The organism is Micromonospora palomenae, assembly GCF_007829925.1.
In the GTDB taxonomy this organism is placed as follows: domain Bacteria; phylum Actinomycetota; class Actinomycetes; order Mycobacteriales; family Micromonosporaceae; genus Micromonospora; species Micromonospora purpureochromogenes.
This window is the reverse complement of sequence record NZ_VIXA01000002.1, coordinates 1444780-1461479: the sequence shown is the minus strand read 5'-3', so window position 1 is coordinate 1461479 and position 16700 is coordinate 1444780. Positions and strand designations below refer to the sequence as shown.

At 72.1% G+C, this 16700-nt stretch carries 14 protein-coding genes; 4 read left to right on the top strand and 10 right to left on the bottom strand.

Going from position 1 to position 16700, the window contains the following annotated elements; all coding sequences use genetic code 11:
• Positions 1–150 precede the first annotated feature (150 nt).
• Positions 151–1902, top strand: coding sequence for a 2-isopropylmalate synthase (gene leuA, locus FHX75_RS17955; RefSeq protein ID WP_154941299.1), 1752 nt, complete (start codon positions 151–153; stop codon positions 1900–1902).
• A 50-nt stretch (positions 1903–1952) separates the two neighbouring features.
• Here the strand turns inward: leuA and FHX75_RS17950 are convergent, their stop codons facing one another.
• Both FHX75_RS17950 and FHX75_RS17945 read right to left on the bottom strand, forming a co-directional pair.
• Positions 1953–2156, bottom strand: a complete 204-nt coding sequence (locus FHX75_RS17950) for a DUF1737 domain-containing protein (RefSeq protein WP_154941298.1) — start codon at positions 2154–2156, stop codon at positions 1953–1955.
• Between the two features lie 52 nt (positions 2157–2208).
• Positions 2209–3642 (bottom strand): MFS transporter, encoded by a 1434-nt coding sequence (locus FHX75_RS17945; RefSeq protein WP_154941297.1) that lies wholly within the window; start codon positions 3640–3642, stop codon positions 2209–2211.
• 107 nt (positions 3643–3749) lie between these two features.
• Here FHX75_RS17945 and FHX75_RS17940 point away from each other — a divergent pair, with 107 nt between their 5' ends.
• Together FHX75_RS17940 and FHX75_RS17935 are read left to right on the top strand one after the other, a co-directional pair.
• Positions 3750–4409: an HNH endonuclease family protein gene (locus FHX75_RS17940; protein WP_154941296.1), complete on the top strand. Its 660-nt coding sequence runs from the start codon at positions 3750–3752 to the stop codon at positions 4407–4409.
• Positions 4391–4852: a hypothetical protein gene (locus FHX75_RS17935; RefSeq protein WP_154941295.1), complete on the top strand. Its 462-nt coding sequence runs from the start codon at positions 4391–4393 to the stop codon at positions 4850–4852. Before FHX75_RS17940 ends, FHX75_RS17935 begins: the two co-directional genes overlap by 19 nt.
• Positions 4853–4905: 53 nt before the next feature.
• Here FHX75_RS17935 and FHX75_RS17930 read toward each other — a convergent pair whose 3' ends face one another.
• The 5 genes from FHX75_RS17930 to FHX75_RS17910 form a co-directional block, all read right to left on the bottom strand.
• A complete protein-coding gene (locus FHX75_RS17930; protein ID WP_154941294.1) occupies positions 4906–6000 on the bottom strand; it encodes an ABC transporter ATP-binding protein in 1095 nt (364 codons plus the stop codon).
• Positions 5997–6983 (bottom strand): ABC transporter ATP-binding protein, encoded by a 987-nt coding sequence (locus FHX75_RS17925; RefSeq protein WP_154941293.1) that lies wholly within the window; start codon positions 6981–6983, stop codon positions 5997–5999. The genes FHX75_RS17930 and FHX75_RS17925 overlap by 4 nt, the downstream gene beginning before the upstream one ends.
• 169 nt (positions 6984–7152) lie before the next feature.
• Entirely contained in the window at positions 7153–8181 is a 1029-nt protein-coding gene (locus FHX75_RS17920) for an ABC transporter permease (protein ID WP_246158166.1), read from the bottom strand.
• Positions 8178–9185, bottom strand: coding sequence for an ABC transporter permease (locus FHX75_RS17915; protein WP_154941292.1), 1008 nt, complete (start codon positions 9183–9185; stop codon positions 8178–8180). Before FHX75_RS17915 ends, FHX75_RS17920 begins: the two co-directional genes overlap by 4 nt.
• Positions 9186–9285: 100 nt before the next feature.
• Positions 9286–10959 carry an ABC transporter substrate-binding protein gene (locus tag FHX75_RS17910; RefSeq protein WP_154941291.1) on the bottom strand — a complete coding sequence of 558 codons (1674 nt, stop codon included), beginning with the start codon at positions 10957–10959 and terminating at the stop codon, positions 9286–9288.
• Positions 10960–11875: 916 nt separating this feature from the next.
• Between FHX75_RS17910 and FHX75_RS17905 the strand changes: the two genes are divergently transcribed.
• Positions 11876–12469 carry a hypothetical protein gene (locus tag FHX75_RS17905; RefSeq protein WP_154941290.1) on the top strand — a complete coding sequence of 198 codons (594 nt, stop codon included), beginning with the start codon at positions 11876–11878 and terminating at the stop codon, positions 12467–12469.
• A gap of 316 nt (positions 12470–12785) precedes the next feature.
• Here the strand turns inward: FHX75_RS17905 and recR are convergent, their stop codons facing one another.
• The 3 genes from recR to FHX75_RS17890 form a co-directional block, all read right to left on the bottom strand.
• Positions 12786–13379 (bottom strand): recombination mediator RecR, encoded by a 594-nt coding sequence (gene recR / locus FHX75_RS17900; protein WP_154941289.1) that lies wholly within the window; start codon positions 13377–13379, stop codon positions 12786–12788.
• Between the two features lie 8 nt (positions 13380–13387).
• Positions 13388–13696 (bottom strand): YbaB/EbfC family nucleoid-associated protein, encoded by a 309-nt coding sequence (locus FHX75_RS17895; protein ID WP_218896632.1) that lies wholly within the window; start codon positions 13694–13696, stop codon positions 13388–13390.
• A gap of 108 nt (positions 13697–13804) precedes the next feature.
• On the bottom strand, positions 13805–16675 hold the full coding sequence (locus tag FHX75_RS17890) for a DNA polymerase III subunit gamma and tau (protein ID WP_154941287.1): 2871 nt from the start codon (positions 16673–16675) through the stop codon (positions 13805–13807).
• Positions 16676–16700 lie beyond the last annotated feature (25 nt).

The following is a 16700-nucleotide window of genomic DNA, read 5'->3' as shown; positions in this document are numbered from 1 at the left end:
GCCTGACCGGCCGGCACCTCGTCGCGGAGTCGAACCGCGCCGTCCAGCACATCCGAACTTCCCCTCGGCACCGCCCGGGCATCGTCGCCCGGCACCCGCCGACACCTTCCGATTGCTGACGCCCGACATGACCCACGGGAGCACTCCGCCATGGCTCAACCCGCCACTGACGCCGAGACCGATCCGATCGCCCGGCAGCGCCCCAGCCGGATGCCGTTCCACCGCTACCAGCCGTACCAGCAGCAGTTCCGGATCGACCTGCCGGACCGCGCCTGGCCGACCCGGCGCGTCGACGTCGCGCCCCGCTGGTGCGCGGTCGACCTGCGCGACGGCAACCAGGCCCTGATCGACCCGATGTCCCCGGAGCGCAAGCGCCGGATGTTCCAGCTGCTGGTGCAGATGGGCTACAAGGAGATCGAGGTCGGCTTCCCCTCGGCCAGCCAGACGGACTTCGACTTCGTCCGGCAGCTGATCGAGCAGGACCTGATCCCGGAGGACGTCACCATCCAGGTGCTCACCCAGTGCCGGGAGCACCTGATCGACCGGACCTTCGAGTCGCTGCGCGGCGCCCGGCGGGCGATCGTGCACTTCTACAACTCCACCTCGACGCTCCAGCGCCGGGTGGTCTTCGGGCTGGACCGCGACGGCATCACCGACATCGCCACCCAGGGCGCCCGGCTGTGCCAGAAGTACGCCGAGATCCACACCCCGGACACCGAGATCCACTACGAGTACTCGCCGGAGTCGTACACGGGCACCGAGCTGGAGTACGCGCTGGAGGTCTGCGCGAAGGTCATCGAGGTGGTCGACCCGACCCCCGACCGCAAGCTGATCGTCAACCTGCCGGCCACCGTCGAGATGGCCATGCCGAACGTGTACGCCGACTCGATCGAGTGGATGCACCGGCACCTGCCCCGGCGGGACAGCCTGGTGCTGAGCCTGCACCCGCACAACGACCGGGGCACCGGGGTGGCCGCGGCCGAGCTGGGCCTGCTGGCCGGCGCCGACCGGATCGAGGGCTGCCTGTTCGGCAACGGCGAGCGCACCGGCAACGTGGACCTGGTGACGCTGGGCCTCAACCTGTTCTCCCAGGGCATCGACCCGATGATCGACTTCTCGAACATCGACGAGGTCAAGCGGGCCGTCGAGTACTGCAACCAGCTGCCGGTGCACGAGCGCCACCCGTACGCGGGCGACCTGGTCTACACCGCCTTCTCTGGCTCGCACCAGGACGCGATCAACAAGGGCTTCGACGCGCTGGCCGCCGACGCGGCCGCCGCCGGGGTGCCGGTCGACCAGCACCCGTGGGCGGTGCCGTACCTGCCGATCGACCCGAAGGACCTGGGCCGCACCTACGAGGCGGTCATCCGGGTCAACTCGCAGTCCGGCAAGGGCGGCGTCGCGTACATCATGAAGACCGAGCACCAGCTCGACCTGCCGCGCCGGCTCCAGATCGAGTTCTCCGGCGTGGTCCAGCAGGTCACCGACCACGACGGCGGCGAGGTCGACCCGGGCACCATGTGGGAGATCTTCGCCCGGCACTACCTGCTCGACCACCAGAGCGACCCGGCCGTCACGCTGTCCGGCTACACGATCGGCACCGTCGACGGCAAGGTCGAGATCGAGGCCGAGGTGGAACTCGGCGGGGAGCGCCGCGCGCTCGCCGCGGTCGGCAACGGCCCGATCGACGCGTACGTCAACGCGCTCCAGTCGGTCGGCGTGGCGGTACGCGTGCTCGACTACCACGAGCACGCGCTCTCCTCCGGTGGTGACGCGCAGGCCGCCGCGTACGTCGAGTGCGACGTCGACGGTCGGACGGTCTGGGGCGTCGGGATGGACGCCAACATCGTCACCGCCTCGGTGAAGGCGGTCATCAGCGCGGTCAACCGCGCCCGCGACTGAGGTGCCACGGCAGGGTCCGGCTCCGGCCGGGCCCTGCCGCCCGCGCCCGGTCAGACCGGGGTGACCCCGGCCGACCAGCCGTCGCCGAGCACCACCGCCTGGGCGACGACCACCCGCTCGCCGTCGAAGGTGATGGCCGGGGAGCCGTGCAGCCGGTAGCCGTCGGCCAGCGCCTCGCTCACCCGACGACAGAAGTCGGCGTCGTCCGGCCCGGTCAGCAGCCGGTAGCGCAGCCGGTCGTCATGATCGTCCATCCGCCGACCGTAGCAACCGGTCCGGTGGGTCGAGGTGGCAGCGAGGGGCGCGCTACGACGGCGGGGCCTGCCGGGGCGGCCGGTGCACGAGCAGGCCGGCCGTGACCGCGCCGGCCAGCAGCAGGCCGGCGCACCAGGCCAGCGCGCCCCGGTACGCGTGGGTCAGCTCGGCCGGCTGCTCGTACCCGGTGCCGGAGAGGCCGACCAGCAGCGGCAGCGCGGCCACCGCGAGCAGGCCGCCCACCCGGGACGCGGCGTTGTTGAAGCCGCTCGCCACCCCGGCGAACCGGTCCGCGACGGCGGCCAGCACCGACGCGGTCAGCGGGGCCACCACCAGCGTCAGCCCCAGCCCGAAGAGGAGCACCCCGGGCAGCACGTCCACCCAGTACGACGTGCCCGGGCCGACCCGGCGCAGCAGCAGCAGGCCCCCGACGGCGATCACCGGGCCGACGGTCAGCGGCAGCCGGGGGCCGATCCGCGCCGACAGGGCGCCGGCCCGGGCCGAGCCGATCAGCAGCAGCACGGTCATCGGGACGGTGGCCAGCCCGGTGCGGACCGCCGACCAACCGACGACGTTCTGTAGGTAGACGGGGAAGAAGAAGGTGAAGCCGCCGAGCGCCGCGTAGACCACCACGGTGAACAGGTTGAGCGCCGAGAAGAGGCGGCTGGTGAACAGCCCGGTGGGCAGCATCGCCGCCTCGCCCCGGCGTCGCTCCACCAGCACGAAGGCCACCGCGCCGAGGACGCCGACCAGCGCGGCCAGCAGCACCGGCAGCGAGCGTGGGCCCCGCGCCGGGGCGTCGATCAGGGCGTACGTGACGCCGGCCAGGCCGAGCGCGCCGAGCAGCGCCCCGGTCACGTCGAACCGCTTCCCCCCGCTGCGCGAGGCGTTCTCGTCACGGCTCTCCGGCACCCAGCGCAGCGCGGCCAGGATCACCGCGACCGCCAGCGGGAGGTTGATGAAGAAGATCCACCGCCAGGAGAGCGCGTCGATCAGCCAGCCGCCGAGGAAGGGGCCGAGCGCGGTGGTCACGCCGGCCAGCCCGGACCAGGCGCCGATGGCCCGGCCCCGGTCGTCGGGGTGGAAGCTCGACTGGAGCACGGAGAGCGAGCCGGGGGTGAGCAGCGCCCCGCCGGCGCCCTGGAGGAACCGGGCGACGACCAGCCAGCCGGTGTCCTGGGCCAGGCCGCAGAGAACGGAGGCGACGGCGAACCAGACCACCCCGAGCAGGAAGACGCGGCGCCGGCCGAAGCGGTCGCCCAACGCCCCGCCGAGCAGCACGAACGCGGCCAGGGTCAGCAGGTAGCCGTTGATCGTCCATTGCAGACCGGAGACGGTCGCCTCGAGTTCGGCGCCGAGCCGGGGCAGTGCCACGTTGACCACCGTGCTGTCCAGGAAGACCATTCCGGAGGCGAGGATCGCCGCCAGCAGCGTGCCCCGACCCGCGCCGCTGCGGAGCCGGAGCGCGTGAGGGGGTGCGGTCATGGGTACCAATCTGCCCGCGCCGCGTGGGAGATTCCACGAAACGCCGAAACGGTGCCCGGGTACTGTGCGGGATCGCCGGGAGCCCGCAAGCTGGAGAGGTGTCGTCTGTGCGTACCAGATCAGGAGCCCGTGGGACGGTGGCCGTCGCGCTCGCCGCGGTGCTCGCCCTCGGCGTGGGCGGTTGCGAGGTCTCGCTCGACGAGCCGGAGGCGCCGCCGAGCAGCGCCGGCAACGTCGGTGAACAGCTGGCCGAGCTGACCGTCGCCAAGGCGGGCTCGATGCGGGGCTACAGCCGCGAGCGGTTCCCGCACTGGCGGGACACCGGCACCAACTGCGACGTCCGGGACAGCGTGCTCAAGCGCGACGGGGAGGACATCCGCCTCTCCGGCTGCAACGTGGTCGCCGGCCACTGGGAGAGCGTCTACGACGGGCGCACCTTCACCGATCCCTCCGACGTGGACGTCGACCACATGGTGCCGCTGGCCAACGCGTGGCGCTCGGGGGCGAACGAGTGGGACGACGCCAAGCGCGGCGACTTCGCCAACGATCTGACCCGACCGCAGCTCATCGCGGTTTCCGCGACCTCCAACCGGGCAAAGGGTGACCAGGACCCGTCGCAGTGGAAACCGGCGAACCGGTCGTACTGGTGCAAGTACGCGGAGAGCTGGGTGACGGTCAAGCATCACTGGCGGCTGACGGTGACCAGCGCCGAGAAGGCCGCCCTCAGCGACATGTTGGAGGGTTGCACATGGGCGAACAAGCCGTGACCGGTGCCGGGGCGACTCCCGCGCCGGAGCAGATGCCGGACGCCGGCGGGGAGGACGCGGCCGCCGCCACCGGCAGCGGTGGCGGCACCGGCACGACGGCCGCCACCGCCGGAATGACCGCGGACGGCCACCCGGCGGCGCCCGCCGCCGTGCCGGGAGCCGGGATGAGCGCCGACGACCGCCCGGACGCGTCACCCCGGGAGCTGACCGCCGACCTGGTCGCCGGGCCCGGCGGCGTGATGACCGACGAGGCCGGCGTGGTGACCGGCGAGCTGACCCTGAGGACCCGGTACGCCGACGGGCAGGTCACCCTCTCCGTGCAGTACAAGGACGCCGACGAGTGGTACGCGGTGACCGGCGGGAAGGCCGCGCTGGCCGACCCGGCCGGGTTGGACGCCGTCCACGCCGTCGCGGTCGCCCTGCTCAACCGCCCGGAGGGCTGAGACACGCCGAGGCCCCCAACCCCCAGGCGGGGGTTGGGGGCCTCGGCACGCGCTCACGGCGTCGGGATCAGCTCACCGGTGTCCGGCGCCCCACCGTCGTCCGGCCGGACCAGCTCCGGCTCCACCTCGTGCGGACGGATCCGGCCGGCCGCGATCTCCTCGGCGTAGTGGCAGGCGACCTTGTGGCCGCCGACCACCTCGCGCAGCGCCGGCCGCTCGTCGGCGCAGCGGGTCGGCTGAGCCCACGGGCACCGGGTGTGGAAGCGGCACCCGGACGGCGGGTTGGTCGGCGAGGGCAGGTCGCCGGCGAGCAGGATCCGCTCGCGGCGGTCCTCCACCAGCGGGTCCGGCACCGGCACCGCCGACATCAGCGCCTTGGTGTACGGGTGCATCGGCTCCCGGTAGAGGTCGTCGCTGGACGCCTCCTCCACCAGGCCACCCAGGTACATCACGCCCACCGTGTCGGCGATGTGCCGGACCACCGCCAGGTCGTGCGCGATGATCAGGTACGTCAGGCCGCGCTCGTTCTGGAGGTCCTCCAGCAGGTTGAGCACCTGCGCCTGGATGGACACGTCGAGCGCCGACACCGGCTCGTCGGCGACGATCAGCTCCGGGTTGAGCACCAGGGCACGGGCGATGCCGATGCGCTGTCGCTGGCCGCCGGAGAACTCGTGCGGGTACTTGCTCAGCGCCGACGCGGGCAGGCCGACCGCCTCCAGGGTCTCCCGCAGCCGCCGGCTCGTCGCCGCCTTGTCGTTGGCGAGGCCGTGCGCCTTGAGCCCCTCGACCAGCAGCGACTCCACCGACTGCCGGGGGTCCAGGCTGGACAGCGGGTCCTGGAAGATCATCTGCATCCGGCGGCGGGCCAGGCGCATCTTCTCGCCCTTGAGCTGCCGGACGTCGGTGCCGTCGAAGAGGATCTCGCCGTCGGTCGGCTCGACCAGCCGCAGCAGGCCCCGGCCCAGCGTCGACTTGCCGCAGCCCGACTCGCCGACCAGGCCGTACGTCTCACCCGCCCGGATGGCGAGCGAGACGCCGTCGACGGCGTAGACGTACCCGACGGTGCGGTCGAAGAGCAGGCCGCTCTTGATCGGGAAGTGGACCTTGAGGTCGCGCAGTTCGACCAGTGGTCCGGTCCGCTCGGTCACGGGACCGCCACCTCCTCGGAAACGGGGTTGTTGCAGCGAAGGTCGCCGCCGGTGGCGGTGGGCTCCAGCGGGGGCGGGCCCTCCAGGCAGGCGTCCACGACGTTGTCGCAGCGGGGCGCGAACGCGCACCCCTCGGCCCACGGGATGTTGTCGGCCACCGAGCCGCGGATGGCGTGCAGCCGCTCGCCGCGCGGCGAGTCGAGCCGGGGCACCGAGCTGAGCAGCCCGTGGGTGTACGGGTGCCGGGCCCGGGCGAACAGCTCGTGCCGGGGGGCCCGCTCGACCACCTTGCCGCCGTAGAGCACGTTCACCGTGTCGCAGAGGCCGGCCACCACACCGAGGTCGTGCGTGATCATGATGAGCGCGGTGCCGGTCTCGTCGACCAGCTGCTTGAGCAGGGTGAGGATCTGCGCCTGGATGGTCACGTCCAGGGCGGTGGTCGGCTCGTCCGCGATCAGCAGCCGCGGCTTGCAGGCCAGCGCGATGGCGATCAGCGCGCGCTGCCGCATGCCGCCGGAGATCTGGTGCGGGTACTCCTTCAGCCGGCGCTCCGGGTCCGGGATGCCGACCGCGTCGAGCAGTTCCCGGGCCTCCCGCAGCGCCTTCTTGCGGTCCATCCCCTGGTGCCGCTCCAGCACCTCGGCCACCTGCACGCCGATCGGGATGACCGGGTTCAGCGAGGAGAGCGGGTCCTGGAAGATCATGCCGATGTCCCGGCCGCGGCGGTCCCGCATGTCGTCCGGGCGGAGCTTGAGCAGGTCGGCGCCGTCGAAGAGCACCTCGCCGCTGACCTTGTTGCCCCGCTTGGGCAGCAGCCCCATGATCGCGAGGCTGGTGACGCTCTTGCCGCAGCCGGACTCGCCGACCAGGCCGACCGTCTGGCCCGGCTCCACGCTGAAGCTCACCTTGTCCACGGCGGTGAACGGCCGCTCGCCCCGCCGCTGGAACACCACGCTCAGGTCGCGTACGTCGAGCAGGCTCATCGGGTCACTTCCTCACTGCACTGGTCGTTCGCTCGCGACTGCGGGGCTCGCAAGCTCACTCCTCGCGCTCGCCGGTACTGGCCCTTCGCTCGCGACTGCGGGGCTCGCAAGCTGACTCCTCGCGCTCGCCGGCGGCCCACGCCGGCCGTGCTGGTCCGCCGCACCGCCCTCACCGCCGGTTCTTCGGGTCGATGGCGTCGCGCATCGCCTCGCCCAGCAGGGTGAAGCCGAGCGCGACCACGATGATCGCGAGCGCCGGGTAGTAGGCCAGCTCGGGGCGGGCCTCGAAGTAGTGGACGCCGTCCACGCCGAGCATCAGGCCCCACTCGGCGCGGTTGATGTCCGGGTCGCCGAGGCCCAGGAAGGAGAGCGCTGCCGCGTCCAGGATCGCCACCGCGAAGGTGAGGGTGGCCTGCACGATCACCGCGGTCAGCGAGTTGGGCAGCATGTGCCGCAGCACGATGTTGCGCTCCTTGACGCCGAGCGCCCGCGCGGCGAGCACGTGGTCGCTCTCCCGCTGGGCGAGCATCGAGCCACGCAGCAACCGGGCGAAGATCGGCACGCTGACGATGGCCACCGCGAAGATGACCGTCCACTGGCTGGACCTGCTGGCCATGGCGACCAGGGTGATCGCCAGCAGCAGGCTGGGCAGCGCCAGCATCACGTCGGTGAGTCGCATCAGGACGACGTCGACCCAGCCACCGAAGGCACCCGCGATCGCGCCGAGCAGCACGCCGAGGGAGAGACCGATCAGGGTGGCGAGCACGCCGACGAAGAGGGTCTGTCGGCTGCCGTAGATGAGCCGGGAGAGGAAGTCGCGACCCAGCGGGTCGGAGCCGAGCGGGTGCCCGTCGGTGGCCCCCGGGATGTTCTCCACGGTCAGGTTCTTGGTGAGCGCGTCGAACTCCTGCGCCGGGTCGTGCGGCGCGATCAGCGGCGCGAAGACCGCCACGAGGATGAACAGCCCGACGATGATGGCGCCGACGATGGCGACCGGGTTGCGCCGGAGCCGTTGCAGCGCGTCGCGGAAGAGGCTGATGCCGCCGTTGTCGGCGGTGGCCCGGGCCAGCTCGTCCAGCCGCGCCTTCTTCCGGTCGCCGAGCAGGCCGATGTTCCGCTCGCTCACGCCGCCCGTGCGCTCGTCACCGGTACGGGGCGCCGGCGCGGTGGCGCCGGCCTGGGTGGTCGGATCGGTCATCGGACACGCACCCTCGGGTCGATGAAGGCGTAGGAGAGGTCGACCAGGAGGTTGACCACCACGAAGACCAGGGCGGCCAGCAGGATGATCGCCTGGAGCACCGGGTAGTCCCGGCCGCCGGTGATCGAGTCGACGATCAGCGTGCCGAGCCCGCCCCAGTTGTAGACCTTCTCGGTGAGCACCGCGCCGGAGAGCAGCGCGCCGGTCTGCAGGCCGATGGTGGTGACCACCGGCAGCAGGGCGTTGCGCAGGATGTGCCGGCCCCGGATGGTCTGGTGCCGCAGGCCCTTGGCCTCGGCGGTGCGCACGTAGTCCTCGTTGAGCACGTCGAGCACGCTGGCCCGGGTGATCCGGACGATCACCGCCAGCGGGATGGTGGCCAGCGTGACCGCCGGCAGGATCAGGTGCCAGAGCGCGTCGGCGCTGGCGTCGAACTCCCGGGTCAGCAGACCGTCGAGGACGTAGAACCCGGTGACGTTGGTGTTGTCCAGCCCGGTGGTGACCCGCCCGGACGGCGGAAACCAGTGGATGTTCTGGGTGAAGACGTCCTTGAGCAGGTAGCCCAGGAAGAAGATCGGGATCGAGATGCCGATCAGGGTGCCGGCGATCGTCAGGTTGTCGAGGGAGCGACCGCGCCAGCGGGCGGCGAGGTAGCCGAGCGGGATGCCCAGGCCCACCGCGATGATCATCGCGGCGAGGGCCAGCTCGATGGTGGCGGGGAAGGCGCGCCCGATCACCTCGGTGACCGGGTCACCGGTCCGGATCGAGTTGCCGAAGTCCCCGGTGAGGACCCGCTGCATGAACTTGCCGTACTGCACCAGGATCGGCTGGTCGTAGCCGAGCGCCTTGATCAGCAGGGCGCGACGTTCCGGGGTGGCCCGCTCGCCGAGCAGCGCCTCCACCGGGCCGCCGGGCAGGTTCCGCAGCCAGATGAAGATCAGCGCCGACAGCGCTATCAGGGTCACCACCAGCTGCAGCAGGCGGCGGACTATGACTCGCAACATCTCTCACACACCAGACTCTCGATGTTCGCGGAATCGGCCCGGGCCGGGGTGGAGCCCCCGACCCGGGCCGATACGCGCTTACGGCGTCAGCCGACGTACGTCACTTGGTGACGCTGACCGTGTTGAACCGCTCGTCGGTCAGCGGGCTGGCGACCAGACCCTTGACGTCCTTGGTGACGACGATGGCCGGCGGGGCGTGCCAGACCGGCACGGCCGGCAGCCACTTGCTGGCGATGTCCCGGTTGACCTGCTCCCAGGCCGCCTTCTTGGCCGCCTCGTCGACGGTGGCGTCGGCCTTGGCGATGGCGTCGAACATCTCGGTCATCGACTGGTCGCCGAACTCGACCTTGCCGCGGCCGAAGAACGTGCCGACGAAGTTGCCCGGGTCGTTGTAGTCACCGGTCCAGCCCAGGATGTGCAGGTCCTGCTTGCCGAACTGCTGCACGTCGTCCTTGAAGCCACCGTTCCACGGACGCGGCACACCGTTGACCTTGATGCCGACGGCCTGCAGGTCGTTGGCGAGGATCGTGAAGATCTCCTGCGGGTTCGGCATGTACGGCCGGGAGACGTCCGGCGGGTAGTAGAAGTTGAGGGTCAGACCCTCGGCGCCGGCCTCCTTGAGCAGCTGCTTGGCCTTCTCCGGGTTGTACTCGTACTTCTGCACGTCCGGGGCGTAGCCGAGCACGGTGTCCGGCATGAACTCGTCGGCGACCTTGGTCCCACCCGGGCCCTTGGTCTGCACGAGCTGCTGACGGTTGAGGGCGTAGGCGATCGCCTGGCGCACCCGCAGGTCCTTCAGCTTCGGGTTCTTCTGGTTGATGCCCAGGTAGAGGATGTTGAACGCCGGCCGGGCGACGACCTGGAAGCCCTCACCCTCGAGCGCCTTGCGGTCGGCCGGGGCCGGGAAGTCGATGCCCTGGACGGTGCCCGCGCGCAGCTCCTGCTTGCGGGTGTTCTCGTCCTTGATGATCTTGATGATCAGCTTGTCGACCTTGGCCTTCTCCCCGAAGTAGTCCGGGTTCCGGTTCAGGGTGATCTCGTTCTTGGCCTTGTCCCAGCCGCCGAACGTGAACGGGCCGGTGCCGACCGGGCCGCTGGTGGCGAACGAGCTGTACTCGAACGAGTCGCCGTTCTGCTTGACCGTGTCGGCGTCGCCCTTCTTCAGGGCCTCCGGGCTGGCGATCGAGAGCGCGGTCAGCGCGAAGGCGCCGGGGAACGCACCCTTGTACTGGTTGAGGGTGATGACGGCGGTGCCGTCGTCCTTGGCCTCGCACTTGTTGTAGACCGGCTTGCCGGCGTCGGGGTTCTCGTTCTTCGCGAAGCCGCCGAAGACGTCCATGTAGTAGATCATCTGCGACTGGGCGGCGGCGCCCTTCATGTTGTACCAGCGGTCGAAGTTGAAGCAGACCGCCGCGGCGTTGAAGGGGGTGCCGTCGTGGAACTTCACGCCCTGGCGCAGCTTGAAGGTCCAGACCTTGCCCTCGGGGTCGTGCTCCCAGCTCTCCGCCAGGCCGCCCTGAAGCTCGGCCGTCCCCGGCTTGTGCTGGATGAGGGTGTCGTACATCTGCCGGATCGGCCGGAACGACTCACCGTCATCGTTGAAGATCGGGTCGAAGTTCTTGGGGTCACCGGCACCCGCGAAGATGAAGGTGCCGCCCGTCTTGGCCTCGCCGCTGTCGTCGCTGCGGTCGCTTTCCGCACAGCCGGCCGCGCCGACCGCCAGGGCTGCAACGGCCGCGAGGGTCACGGCCGTTCTAAGCCTTCTCGCCTGCATCTCTCACCTCTGTCATCCGCGTGACCACGCCGGTTTCATGGCCGGTCCGTGAGCGGGAGGCTATGACAGGACTCACCCGCAGCGGAACGGCCGTTAGGCAATCGCTATCAAGCCGACACCAAGTGACCGCGTCTGACAGCCTCGGATCGGCCGACAAACGGGACTGTCACACCCGGCACCCCGGCCCGGACCGTTCCCGCCCCGCCGGCCAGAACCCACTAAAACCTCGCAAACCCTCCCTCCGGACCACCGCCCGCCCCCGCCGGCTCCTCTCCGGGTACGCGGACACCCGCCCCACCTGCCGCCAGGCGGACGGTGCCCGCCGCCGAGGCGACCGGTCCTCACCCGTCGACGTCCGGTGGTCGGCGTCCGGGTCGGGTGGGCGTCAGCCGATGTCGCCGTAGTGGCGGTGTCAGATCGGCGTGGAGACCGCCATCTCGGCGAAACGGTGTCGGTCGTCCAGGTCCGGTCGTGTTGTCGTAGGGCGACAAACCACGGACCCGGGAGCCGATGGCCCGGGCCCGGGGTGACCTGCGGCGGCTGTCCGTTTCGCGCCGGCGTCCGTCCGGCACGATGTCCGGTTCATGCCCGGATCGGGTAGGCGTCCAGTGACCGGCGGCACCCCCACCCCGGAATGGCGGCCGGCCCGAGGTCGTTACATCACCTGGACGATCGCAGCAGCACCCCCGCTGGCCTGGCCCGATCACTTGGGCCGCCCGGGATGCGGGCCCCCGGAATGATGGTGGGCCGCCGGTCGTTGCACATGGACCCGGCGCCGCGAGCCCCCCGCTCGTGAAGCCTGCCGGACAGAAGACTTTCCCCCTTGTGTGTGAGCGCCTGCTCGTGGTGCTTACGCCGCCTGTCATGTCGATCCCCTGGTCGACCGGCGGCGTCAACCCCCTGAAGGAGCTTCCCCATGAACACCACCATTCTGCGTAAGAGCGTGCTGGGTATCGCTGGTCTGGCCTTCGCCGGTGGCGTCTTCGCCGGCCCCGTGACCGAGGCCCACGCCAACCCGGTCGACGCCAAGGCCGCTGCCGTGGTGCAGGCCGACAAGCCCGGTGTGGACAAGGGCAAGCTGATCCCGCACGGCGTGCAGGGCAAGCAGTCGCACATCGACCTGGGCGACGAGCAGACCGCCAACGTCAAGGCGATCATCGCCGCGACGAAGAAGTCGGGCATGGACGAGCGGGCCGCCGTGGTCGCGATCGCCACCGCCCTGCAGGAGTCGAAGCTGGAGAACCTGGGTCACCTGGGTGAGCGCAACGACCACGACTCGCAGGGCCTGTTCCAGCAGCGTCCGTCGTCGGGTTGGGGCACGGTTGAGCAGATCACCGACCCGGAGTACTCGACGATGGCGTTCCTGAAGGGTCTGAAGCAGGTCGACGGTTGGAAGGACATGCCGCTGACCGAGGCCGCGCAGACCGTGCAGGTCTCGGCCTACCCGGACCACTACGCCCAGTGGGAGAAGCAGGCCGCCGACCTGGTCGCCAAGCACTGGAACAGCTGACCCACCTGAACACGCACGCTGGCCGGCACCCCCGAGCGGGGTGCCGGCCAGCGGCGTATCCGCCCCGGGAACCCACCCCGTCCGACCGAATCTTGGACTTACCGTCCCGTCGAAACGACAACTGTCCAAGATCGCCCCGCCAGGGGGTGCCGCGCGGGGGCGGGGGTACCGGGCGTGCACCCGCTAGTCCGGGGCGTGCTGCGGGCAGGGTCCCGGGCGTGCTCTGGTGGTGCGCCGGGTGGAACGCCGATGGGTCCACGCCTGTTCGCGTGGACCCATCGGATACGACTCGGCCGCCCCAGTGGCGTACGACGGCTCAGACTGCTCGGCGGCCCTCGAAGGCGCGGCCGAGGGTGATCTCGTCGGCGTACTCCAGGTCGCCGCCGACCGGCAGGCCGCTGGCCAGCCGGGTGACCGAGATGCCCATCGGCTTGACCATCAGCGCCAGGTAGGTCGCCGTTGCCTCGCCCTCGGTGTTCGGGTCGGTGGCCAGGATCAGCTCCCGGACCGTCCCGGCGCTGAGCCGGGTCATCAGCTCGCGGATGCGCAGGTTGTCCGGCCCGATGCCCTCCAGCGGGTTGATCGCCCCGCCGAGCACGTGGTAGCGGCCTCGGAACTCACCGGTCCGCTCGATCGCCACGACGTCCTTGGGCTCCTCGACCACGCAGAGCACCTCGTCGGTGCGGCGCGGGTCGCGGCAGATCCGGCACTGGTCGGACTCGGCCACGTTGTAGCAGGTGGTGCAGAACCGGACCAACTCCTTGACCTTGCGCAACGCGCCGGCCAACCGGTTGACGTCGGCAGGGTCCGCCGACAGGACGTGGAACGCGATCCGCTGGGCACTCTTCGGGCCCACGCCCGGCAGCCGCCCCAGCTCGTCGATCAGGTCCTGGATGGCACCTTCGTACATCAGCCGGCTCAGAACCCGGGCAGGCCGAGGCCGCCCATGCCGCCGGCGACCGGACCCATCTTCTTCTCGGTCAGCTCCTTGGCCGCCTCGGCGGCGTTGTGCAGGGCCGCGACGACCAGGTCCTCCAGGGTCTCCACGTCCTCCGGGTCGACCGCCTTCGGGTCGATCTTGATGCTCTTGATCTCACCGGCGCCGGAGACGGTCGCGGTGACCAGGCCGCCGCCGGCGGTGCCGGTCAGCTCGGCCTCGGCCAGCTCGGCCTGCGCCTTGGCAATCTGCTGCTGCATCTTCTGCGCCTGCTTCAGCATCTGCTGCATGTTCGGCTGTCCACCTGGGCGCACGGAGGGCTCCTTCTCGCACTCGTCTGCTCGGCCGCGCCCAGCCTAGTCGGGCGGCGGCACACGTCCTCGGTGGCCGACGCGCGCTCAGCGCGCGTCGACCTCGTCGATCTTCTCGGCGCCGAACGCCTCCCGGAGCAGCTGCACCGCCTGCTCCTCGCTGGACTGCCGGGCGGTCCGCTCGTCGATCACCTCGTCCAGCGGCTCGTCACCGGGGTCGAACCCCTCGTACGCCGGGGTCGCCGCCGGCTGGGGGCGTCCACCGCCGCGCAGCGGCCCGTCGAAGTCCGGGTCGTACGGCGGCTCGCCGGCCCAGTCGGCGTCCGCGGTCTTCCGCGCCGCCTGCGCGGGGCGTGCCGCCTTGCCCGTGCCGGCCGCCGCCGCAGCCGCCCGCGCCGCCGCGATCGCGCTGCTCACCGGCACCCCGCCGGTCGCCGTCGGTACGGCCGGCGACGGGGCCGACTGCGGGCCGGCCGGTCTCGGCACGGCGGTCGTGGTGGCCGTCGCCCCACCCGGGCGGGCCGGCTCCGGCCACTCGTCGCCGCCCGCGGTGGCGGTCGCGCCACCACCCGGACGGGCCGGCTCGGGCCAGCCCTCGTCGTCTCCGGCGCCATCGGCCGGGCCGCTCGGGCCGTGCACCGCCGGGCCGGTCCCGCCGTGGGTCGCCGGGCCGGCCTGGGCCCGGGCCGTCGGGCCGCCGGCACCACCGGCCTGCCCCGCACCACCGGGCTGCCCGCCGTCGCTGCCCGCCGAGCCGCTGGCACCGCCGGCAGGACCGGAGGCACCGTGGGTCGAACCGGCTGCGCCCATGGCGGTCCCAGCTCCCCCGGCCCCCGGGCCGCCGACCGAGCCACGGCCGGTGGACTGGCCGGCCGAACCGCCGGCGGCTCCACCGCCGGGCGCACCCGCCGGGCCACCCGAGTCCACGCTGCCGGCAGCATCGGACGCACCGCGCGGAGCCACGCCGTTCGGGCCAGCCGCGCCGCCCGAACCCGCGCCGCCGGAAGCACCCGACGCACCGCGCGGACCCGCGCCGTTCGGACCCGCCGGTCCGCCCAGGTCGCCACCGTTGGTCGCGTCGGACCTGCCTGCACCGCTGGCTGAGCCGGACGGGCCTGCACCGCTGGTTGAGCCGGACGGGCCCACGCCGTTGGCCGCGCCGGACGGGCCGCTCGGGCCCACGCCGGTCGGGCCGGCAGTGGCCGGGCCGGCGGGCGCGGGGGTCGGCGAGGAAGCCGGTCGGGTCGGGGCCGGCGCCCGGCTCGGGCCACTGAGCGTGGCCGCGCCGCGCTCGCCGGCCACCTCGCACCGGATCTGCCAGCGACCGCCGAACTCCTCGTAGAGCGCGTCGGACAGCACGGAGATGTGGTTGCCCATCATCTGGGCGAGGACCGGCGACTTGACGGTCAGCACCACGGTGTCGCCGTCCACGTCACGGACCACGGCGTCGCGCATCAGCGCCGCCGCGGGCTTCTTGATCCGGTTGACCTTGGCGACGATGTCCGGCCAAGCACGGCGTACCGCGACGGCGTCCAGCGCACCCGGGGGGCTGCTGCCCGGGCGGGGCGGCGCGGGGGTGGCCGGGTCGGGCATCACCGCCTCCGGCGGCACCCGACGGGGCGCGGCCGGCGGGGTCACCGGCTCCGCCGCCGGGGCGGCCGCCGGCACGGCGACGTCCCGCGATTCCACGGCCGGCACGCGCGCGCTCGGGGCGGCGGGGGCGGGCTCGGGGCGTACCTGGGAAGCGGGGGCGACCGGCGCGGGGCCGGCGGCGGCCGACGGCAGCTCGGCGCCACCCAGGGTGAGCCGGCGCTCCATCCGTTCCAGGCGCTGGAGCAGGCCGCCGGTGGTGTCGTCGGCGCCGGGCAGCATCATCCGGGCGCAGATCAGCTCCAGCAGCAGCCGGGGCGCGGTGGTGCCGCGCATGTCGACCAGGCCGTTGTGCACGATGTCGGCGCAGCGGGACAGGGTGCCCGGGCCGAGCCGCTGGGCCTGGGCGGCCATCCGCTCGACGTGGTCGGCCGGGCCGTCGATCAGACCCTTGGCCGCGGCGTCCGGCACCTGCTGGAGCACGATCAGGTCGCGCAGGCGTTCCAGCAGGTCGGAGGCGAACCGGCGCGGGTCGTGCCCGGCCTCGGCCACCCGGTCGACGGTGGCGTACGCGGCGGCGCCGTCCCCGGCGGCCAGCGCGTCGCACATCTCGTCGATCAGCGCGGAGTCGGTGACGCCGAGCAGCGCGGCGGCCCGGGCGTAGGTGACCCCCTCCGGGCCGGCGCCGGCGATGAGCTGGTCGAGCACGGAGAGGCTGTCCCGGGCGCTGCCGCCGCCGGCGCGCACCACCAGCGGGAAGACCGCCTGCTCGACGGTGACGCCCTCCGCCTCGCAGAGCTGTTCGAGGTACGGCCGGAGCGTCTTCGGCGGAATCAGCCGGAACGGGTAGTGGTGGGTCCGCGACTTGATCGTGCCGAGGACCTTCTCCGGCTCGGTGGTGGCGAAGATGAACTTGACGTACTCCGGCGGCTCCTCGACCAGCTTGAGCAGCGCGTTGAAGCCGGCCGACGAGACCATGTGCGCCTCGTCGATGACGTAGATCTTGAAGCGGCTGCTGGCCGGCGCGAAGAACGCCTTCTCGCGCAGCTCACGGGCGTCATCGACGCCACCGTGGCTGGCCGCGTCGATCTCGATCACGTCGATCGAGCCGGCGCCGTCGGTGGCCAGCGAGCGACAGGACGCGCAGGTGCCACAGGGCTCCGGGGTGGGGCCCTGCTCACAGTTGAGCGAGCGGGCCAGGATGCGGGCGCTGGAGGTCTTGCCGCAGCCCCGGGGGCCGGAGAAGAGGTAGGCGTGGTTGAGCCGCCCGCTGCGCAGCGCCTGCGACAGCGGCTCGGTGACGTGCTCCTGCCCGATGACCTCGGCGAAGGTGCGCGGCCGGTACTTGCGGTAAAGGGCCAGTGCCACCCGGACCGCCTCCTCTCGACCGAGC